The organism is Pseudomonas inefficax (genome assembly GCF_900277125.1).
Taxonomy (GTDB): domain Bacteria; phylum Pseudomonadota; class Gammaproteobacteria; order Pseudomonadales; family Pseudomonadaceae; genus Aquipseudomonas; species Aquipseudomonas inefficax.
On sequence record NZ_OPYN01000192.1, the window covers coordinates 1 to 8981 of the forward strand.

Annotated in this window: 2 protein-coding genes; one reads left to right on the forward strand and one right to left on the reverse strand. The window is 62.0% G+C overall.

The features are described from left to right. Nucleotides 1-2425: TonB-dependent siderophore receptor (locus tag JV551A3_RS23915; RefSeq protein WP_133979170.1), on the forward strand; the 2425-nt coding region annotated here is incomplete at its 5' end. A 249-nt stretch (nucleotides 2426-2674) separates the two neighbouring features. Here the strand turns inward: JV551A3_RS23915 and JV551A3_RS23920 are convergent. Next, a partial coding sequence (locus JV551A3_RS23920) for an amino acid adenylation domain-containing protein (protein ID WP_133979172.1) occupies nucleotides 2675-8981 on the reverse strand: 6307 nt, incomplete at its 5' end.

An 8981-nucleotide genomic window follows, 5' to 3' on the forward strand; every position in this document is an offset into this window, starting at 1 on the left:
TGCCAAAGCATTACTGATCCGTCATTCCCTTCGCCCCCAGCGCGCGTTCACAGTCATCGGGCTTGGGCTGGCGAGTTCCGCTGCTATGGTTACCCTGGTGCAGGGACTGGAGTTTACCCTGGATATTGCCGCGCAAGCGATGAACTCGGTGTTTCGGGCACTGGCCAGTCAGACCGATGCCCTGTTGCTGTACAGCCCGGAGGACATCAATGGGCTGCGCTCCACGGCCCTCAAGGGCCGGCATGACCTGCAGTCTTCGCTGCGGACATTGCTGCAAGGCACCGGGCTGCGTTACCAGATCGATGGCAACACCGTGACGGTGACGGCCAGTTCGGGCGCACAGGCCGGCCAGGTCGAGCTTTCGGCGACCAACGTCAATAGCGTGGGCCTTGGTGCCACCACCGAAGGCACAGGCTCCTACACCACCGGTGTGACCAACACCGCCACCAAGATGAACCTGTCGATCCGTGAAACGCCGCAAACCATCACGGTGATCACGCGTCAGCGCATGGACGACCAACACTTGGCCACCATGACCGAAGTACTCAACCAGACACCGGGTATCACCATGTCCCAGGACGGCGGTGAGCGTTTCAACATCTACTCCCGTGGTAGCGCGATCAACACCTACCAGATCGACGGCGTAACTACCACCCAGGAAAACCAGACCCGCAACATGCCCAGCACCTTACTGGACATGGCCCTTTACGACCGCGTCGAGATCATTCGCGGTGCCACTGGCCTGATGACCGGTGCGGGTGACCCGAGCGGCGTGGTGAACCTGATACGCAAGCGTCCGACCCGGGAGTTCAAGTCTCACATCCAGGCCGGTGTGGGCTCGTGGGACTACTACCGCGCCGAAGCGGACGTCTCGGGGCCACTGACAGAAAACGGTGGCGTTCGCGGCCGTTTCGTTGCAGCCAAGCAAGACAACGACACGTTCATGGACTGGTACAGCCAGAAACGCGACCTGGTCTACGGAGTGCTCGAAGCAGACCTGACCGACACCACCGTCGGCCGTTTCAGCATCGATCATCAGAAGTATCGGGCCGATGGCGCCCCGGGTGTCCCGGTGCTGTTCAGCAACGGCCAGCCCACCGATTTCTCCCGTTCGAAAAGCGCCGGCGCGCGCTGGATGTACGACGAAATCGAGACCACCAACTATACGTTCGGCCTGGAACAGGAGCTGGCCCACGACTGGCAGTTCAAGATCGCCGCCAACTACATGGACGTTGACCGCGATACCGATTCCGCTTACTTGCGTACCACGACCAACGTGGCGTACATCAACCAGGCTACCGGAGCGATACCGATCATTCCGGCCAAGGCCAAGGCTACACAGACGCAGAAGGGTGTCGATGTCACGCTTCAGGGCCCGTTTGAACTGCTGGGGCAAAGCCATGAGCTGATCGTGGGCTACAACTTCCAGGAATACGAGAACCAGCACGACGAATCCGATGCACCGTCTACCACGATCGATTATTACAACTGGAATAACGAGATGGCCCGGCCGTCGGACGACAGTTACGTGCCTTTCCTGGACTATAACGTCGCTATCCGCCAGAGCGGTTACTACGTGGCCGGACGCTTCAATGTCACTGACGACCTGCACTTCATCCTTGGCGCCCGGGTCTCGAAATACAACTACGACTATAACCTCAGCATCCTGCCCGCCCGAGCCCCGACCACCAAGATGCGCGAGAACGGCGTTGTCACGCCGTATGCCGGTATAGTCTACGACCTGACGGCAGAGCAGTCTGTCTACGCCAGCTACACCGACATCTTCAAACCGCAGTCCTCCCAGGATGTTTCTGGCAAGACTCTGGAGCCCGTGGTAGGCAAGAACTACGAGCTGGGTTGGAAAGGCGAATTCTATGAAGGCCGTTTGAATGCCAACGCTGCCATCTATCTGATCCAGCGCGATAACCTTGCGGAAGAGGATGGCGACAACCTGACACCTGGCCGTACCCAAGCCTACCGCGCTGTCGATGGCGCAGAAACCAAGGGTATCGACCTGGAACTGTCCGGTGAAGTGTTGCCAGGCTGGAACATCCAGACCGGCTACAGTCACACGCGTACCGAAGACTCCGATGGCAACCGCCTGACCACGCAATTGCCCATGGACACCTTCCGCCTCTGGACCACCTACCGTCTGCAAGGTGACTGGAACAAGCTGACCATCGGCGGTGGTGCAAACTGGAACTCCAGTTCGTCGCTCACCTACGCTCGGCTGGGAGCCCGCGTAACGCAGGACGACTACACCGTTGCCAGCCTGATGGCGCGTTACCAGATCAACGACAATCTGTCGGCCACGGTGAACGTCAACAACCTGTTCGATGAGAAATACTACGCAGGCATGGCCGGCAGTTACGCCCACTACGGCGCCCCGCGCAATACCATGCTCAACCTGCGGTACGACTTCTGAGTCATTGAGCGAGAAGTCATTCAACGATCGCTGCCGGCCTCGGCCCTGCAGGAGGCTTGAAACAGCGGCGCTTTCCATACTGGGGAGCGCCGTTTTTATTGCCCGGCCGTCATCCCGCGCTTCATGCTTTACCCTCTGCCGACTGCAACCCTGATAAACGCATTGCGATAAAAAACCCGTTGCATACCCCAAAGGATGCGCAACGGGCGCTTGTAGATGGCAACCGCCCTTCGAAAAGGGCGGCCTGGTTCAGCCTCTCATTACCTCTCCTACCGCCAGCATGGCGATCAACCCGTCAAGTACCTCAGGATGCTTGAGAATGTCGTAGTGACCGGCATCCACACCAACATGCCGTGCATTGCCGGCAATCCTGCCCCCGCAGTTGTCCGCCCCTGCCCACCAGCACGAAGCGTCAGCAGAAGTAGTGGGTAACGCGGCCATCTGTTGCGACAGCGCCTTGAGCCTCATCGCAACCACAAAAGTATGTGCCAGATCTGCGCTGCCAATCTCGCTATAAGTCGACTGCCCGGTTTGAGTCGCGCGCACCGCGTCAATGACCTGCTCCAAAGCATTGCGGTCGCAATCGACCGGTATCGCAGGCACCACCAGCAGCTGTTTGTGCACCCCAAGAATCACACCCAGGAAGCCCTGCAGATCGTCACGCCAGTCAGCGTCAGGCGCCACCTGGCGTGGCTGGGGAATGAAGCTGTCCACCAGGCTCAGCATCGAAACCTGCTGCCCCTGGCTTTCCAGTTCATGGGCCACCAACAGCGCAAGCGCGCCACCGAGCGACCAACCGACCAGCTGATAAGGGCCTTCTGGCTGCTTCTGGCGAATGTACTGAGCGTAATCGATGGCCATTGCCTGAATGGAATCATCCACCCAGGCATGATCCAGCAGCATGCGACACTGAATGCCATAGACTGCACAACGGCCTTCCAGGCGCCGGGCCAATGGCTCATAGTCGAACACCGTACCGAAGCCGGCGTGCAGGCAGAACAACGGCGCCGTGCCGGCAACGCGGCTGTTGAGCAGCAGCACCGGGTCCAGACTGGACTGCTTGTCTGAGTAGCCAGACAGTTCAGCAATGGTCGGCCTGGCCATGACATCTCGCAGTTTCAGTTCGATGGGCAGCTCCTCGCACGCGCGGACCTTGGACAGCATCTTGAGCACCCGCAGCGAGTCGCCGCCCAACTCGAAGAAGTTGTCTTCAACCCCCACGCAGGGCACCTCGAGCACTTGCTGCCAGATGTCCGCCAGTGCCTGTTCAATAGCGTTGCGCGGTGCGACTCGTACCCGCTGACCAACGAATTCGGGAGCAGGCAATGCACCGCGGTCGACCTTGCCGTTTGGCGTAAGCGGCAACGCCGGCATCAGCACCAGTTGCGCAGGCACCATGTAGTCCGGCAATTCGGCGCCCAGGGCCTCACGCAGCGCCTGCGCGCAGCCGCCCTTCTCGTGGGTAACCACGTAGCCGATCAACTGTTTGCCTGTAGCACTTTCACGCGCCACTACCACGGCATCCCTCACCTCGCTCAGATCACGCAGGCGCGCTTCGATTTCACCAGGCTCGATGCGGAAACCGCGAACCTTCAATTGGTTGTCCATGCGCCCGATGAAGTCGATCACGCCATCGGCGCGGCGCCGCACCCGGTCGCCGGTCCGGTACAGACGCAAACCCTGGCCAAACGGGTCGGCGACGAAACGCTCGGCAGTCAGGGACGGCCGCTGGTGATAACCGCGTGCCACACCGTCCCCACCGATGTACAGCTCGCCGGCCACACCATCAGGCAGTGGATTGAGGTGCTGGTCGAGTACATACAATGTGCGCTCACCGACACGCGTGCCGATCGGTGCATACACCGCCTCGCACGCCTGCTCGTTCGAGACCTTCCACAATAGCGGTGTGACCACCGTCTCGGTCGGGCCATAACCATTGGTCAAACACTGTGGTCGCAAGCTGCGCTTGACCTGCTCGAAGAGGGCATTCGGTACCGCGTCCCCACCAAAGCAATACACCCGCACAGGTGGGGCGGCCTGTTCCTGGCCCTCGGCGAATTCTGCCAGTTGCTGAAGGTAGGCCGGTGGGAAGCAGGCAATGTCGATGCGCTGTTCGTGCAGCACCTGCCAGGTTTCCTCTGCCGTCCACAGGCGATTTTCACGTACCACCAGGCAGCCACCGGATGACAGCGTCGACAGCCAGCGCTCCTGTGCACCATCGAAGGCGAATGACATGAACAGCAGCTCACGGGTCGATCGATCCATTTCATACAACGATGCGATTGCCTGGCAGTGCATGCGGATTTGCTCGTGGCTGACCGCCACCCCTTTGGGCTTGCCAGTAGAGCCAGAGGTATAGATGAGATAGGCAAGGTTATCCCGCTGCATGCTCACCTGCGGTGGCGTCACCGGCAACGCGTCGAGCACCTGCATATCCAGCTCGACACAGCACTGCACCTGGGCGAAACGCGGTCTGAGGTCGCGGGTTGTGATCAACAAGTGCATGCCCGCGTCATCGACAATCCATTGCAGGCGCTCCTGGGGGTAATCGATGTCCAGCGGCACATAGGCCGCACCGGTCTTCATCACGGCAAGGAAAGCCACAATGACATCGACCGAACGCTCCAGGGCAATGCCGATGGTGGCCTCCGGCCGAGCCCCCATGGCAATGAGCTGATGCGCCAGGCGATTGGCCCGCTGCTCCAGCTCGCGATAGGTCAATTGCTGCCCTGCGCAGATGACAGCGACAGCATCGGGGCAAGCCGTGGCATGCAGGGCAATCTGCTCGGCCAACAGCAGCCCGCCCTGCGGGCTGCCAGCCAATCGGTTACGCCCACTCGCTTGCTGCAACTGTGCCGGGGTCAACATATCCAGGCTACCGAGCGTAGCCTGCGGGTCATCCAGCATTACATTCAACAAGCGCTCGAAGCTGCCACGCAATGCGTCGGTGGCGGCTTCGCTGAAGCAGTTGCGCAGGTACATGAACTCCACCGTCAGAGTGTTGCCCAGCTCCACGCACAAGTCCATTGCGTAGTTGGTAACGCCACGCGCACTGACATCACCAAACTGCAGGATATCGCTACTGTTTTCCGCCAGGCGCTCATCGACCGGGAAGTTCTCGAATACGACGATACTGTCGAACAACGGTTGGCCCGGGCGCCCGGCCCAGCGCTGGACATTGGCAAGGGCGGCATGCTCATGGTCGCGCAACTCGATATTGTAAGCCTGCAGTTGCTGCAACCATACCTCAACACGTTGCTCGGGCTCAGGCGTCTGCACCACCGGCAGGGTATTGATGAACAGCCCCAGCATTTCATCGGAGCCCTCCAGGCTCGGCGGACGCCCAGCCACTGTCGCACCGAAGCACACGGTCGATTGCCCGGTGTAGCGCTGCAACACCAGCAACCAGGCCCCTTGAATGAGCGTGTTCGGTGTAACCCGCAGCTTTTGCGCTTGCTCGCGCAGGCGCTGGGTTCTGTGCGCATCCCATCGCAGGTAGAGGGCAGAATGGCCGGCAAGCGCCCTGTCAGGGCGAGGCATCACGGCGCCAGCCAGCAAGGTCGGGGTTTCCAGGCCGCCGAGTGTTGCGCTCCAGAACCGTTCGAGTTTTTCCTGGGGTTGGTCGCCCAGCCAGCGGATGTAGTTGCCGAAATGCCCCACCGGGCGTTCGAACGTTTGCCCATGATAGGCCTGCAACACCTCACCCAGCAGGCGCGAATCGCTCCAGCCATCCATCAGGATATGATGCCGGGTCCAGACCAGATGCAAACGCCCATCTCCCAGGCGCACCAGTGTCAGGCGCATCAGCGGCGCACTCGACAGCTGGAAGCCTTGGGCAGCCTCTTCTGCTGCCAATGCCTTGAGTGCCTCCGGCGAGCAATCTTGCTGCCGCCAATCGAGCACCTGCAACGGCAACGCCACTTCGCGCAGCACAAACTGCAGCGGCTCGTTCAGTTGCGGGCTCGACCAGAATGCCGTGCGCAGAATGTCATGCCGGGCGATCACCTGCCGCCAAGCATCAGCAAACCGATCGATATCCAGCCCTGCCACCGAGACCGCCGTCTGGTTGATGTACAACCCGGTTTCCGGCCCTTGCAGGGTATAGAACAGCATGCCCTGCTGCATCGGCGAAAGCGGATAGAGATCAACGATCTGCTCTATCGGAACAGGCAGTTGGTCCCGCTGTGCCTGGGTCAGCGTCGCTAAAACATCGGGCGCCTGTTTTGCAGGCGTATCCTCCCACCGCCCGGCACCGTCTTGCCGACGTGCGATCAAGGCCAGGCTCTGCACGGTCTGATGCTCGAACAGTTCCTTCGGGGTGAACTGGATGCCGGCCTTGCGCGCTCGGCTTACCAGTTGCAAAGACACGATCGAATCACCGCCCAGCTCGAAGAAGTTGTCGGTCAAACCGATCCCATGCAACTTCAGCACATCCGCCCAGATCGCTGCGATCTGCTGTTCCAAATCGCTCTGCGGTGCGATGTACTCGCCCTGCAACTGGCTGGCATCCGGCTGCGGCAGGGCCTTGCGGTCCAGCTTGCCGTTCGGCGTCACTGGCAGCTTGCCGAGCAGCAGCAGGTGTGCCGGCACCATGTAGTCCGGCAGGCCGGCCTTGAGCGCCTCGCGCAGGCTGTCGCGCAACGCGCTTTCGTCTTGCGTGCTGTCGGCAGGCACCACATAGCCCACCAGCTGCTTGCCGCTTGGCCCGTCCTGCGCCAGCACCACGGCCTCCTGCACACTCGGGAGCTCCAGCAGGCGTGCCTCGATCTCACCCAGTTCAATGCGCAGGCCGCGAATCTTCACCTGGTGATCGATGCGCCCGGCGTAGTCGATCACGCCATCGGCGCGGTAGCGCGCCAGGTCACCGGTGCGGTACAGGCGCCCGCCGTTGTCGCTGAACGGGTCCGGCACGAAGCGTTCGGCGGTCAGCGCCGGGCGTTGGTGGTAACCACGCGCCAGGCCGACACCACCGAGGTACAGCTCGCCGGCACTGCCGCGCACCGCCGGTTGCAGGCTGCCTTCGAGGATATGGGTCTTGAGGTTGTCGATCGGCTGGCCGATCGGCACGCTGATGCTTTCGTCCGGCTGGCAGGTCCAGTGGGTGACGTCGATCGCCGCTTCGGTCGGGCCGTACAGGTTGTACAGGCCCGCCGCCGGCAGGCGCTGCAGGGTCTGGCGGGCCAGTTCGGCCGGCAGCGCTTCACCGCTGCACACCACGCGCTTGAGGCTGACGCAGCTTTCGACCGCTTCGTGGGTCATGAACGCCTGCAGCATCGACGGCACGAAGTGCAGCGTGCTGATGCCGTAGTGGTTGATGCATTCCACCAGCAGCTGCGGGTCGCGGTGCGCGCCCGGCTGGGCCACGACCAGGCGGGCGCCGGTCATCAGCGGCCAGAAGAACTCCCACACCGACACGTCGAAGCTGAACGGGGTCTTCTGCAGCACGCTGTCGCTGGCGTCCAGGCCGTAGGCCTTCTGCATCCACCACAGGCGGTTGACCAGCGCCTGATGGCTGTTGCCAGCACCCTTCGGGCGACCGGTGGAGCCGGAGGTGTAGATCACGTAGGCAAGGTTCAGCGGGGCCACGTCGATGTTCGGGTTGGCGTCGCTGTAGCCGCTCAGGTCCACCATATCCAGGTCCAGGCTGCGCAGGCCGGCCGGGATCGGCAGGGCTTCGTGCAGGTGCGACTGGGTCAGCAGCAAGGTGATGCCGCTGTCTTCGAACATGTAGCTCAGGCGGTCCCGTGGGTATTCCGGGTCCAGCGGCACATAGGCTCCACCGGCCTTGAGGATACCCAGCAAGCCGACGACCATCTCCAGGCTGCGCTCCATGGCGATGCCCACCAGCACATCCGGGCCCACGCCCTGCTCGCGCAGCTTGTGCGCCAGCTGGTTGCTACGGCGGTTGAGCTCGGCATAGCTCAGGGTCTGCTCGCCAAAGGCCAGTGCCGGAGCATCCGGGGTGGCAAATACCTGGGCTTCGATCAGCTGGTGGACGCTGCGCTCGTCCGGGTACGCCGCGTGGGTTTCGTTCCAGCCGTCGACCATCTGTTGCTGTTCTGCCAGCCCCAGCATTGGCAGCTCGCCAATCATCACGTCAGCATTCTCCACCAGCGCCTGCAGCAGGTTGGCAAAGTAGCCAGCCAGCCGGCCAATGGTCTCGTCGCTCCACAGCGCAAGGTCGTGGCTGTACTCCATCGAAAGCGTCGTGCCCAGCTCAGACACCAGGGTCAGCGGGTAGTTGGTCTGTTCCTGCACCGCCACGTAGCCGAAGCACAGTCCAGCGTACGCGCCCTGTTGCTGCGCCTCGGCCACCGGGTAGTTCTCGAACACCAGGATGCTGTCGAACAAGGCGTCACCGCCCTGCCCCGCCCAGCGCTGCACATCGTACAGCGGGGTGTGCTCGAATTCGCGCACGGCCAGGTTGCCGGCCTGCACCTGGCCGATCCACTCGGCCACGGTTTGCTCGGCACGCGGGGTGCCGATCACTGGCAGGGTGTTGATGAACAGGCCGATCTGTTCCTCTACCCCCGGCAGGTCTGCCGGGCGGCCGGCG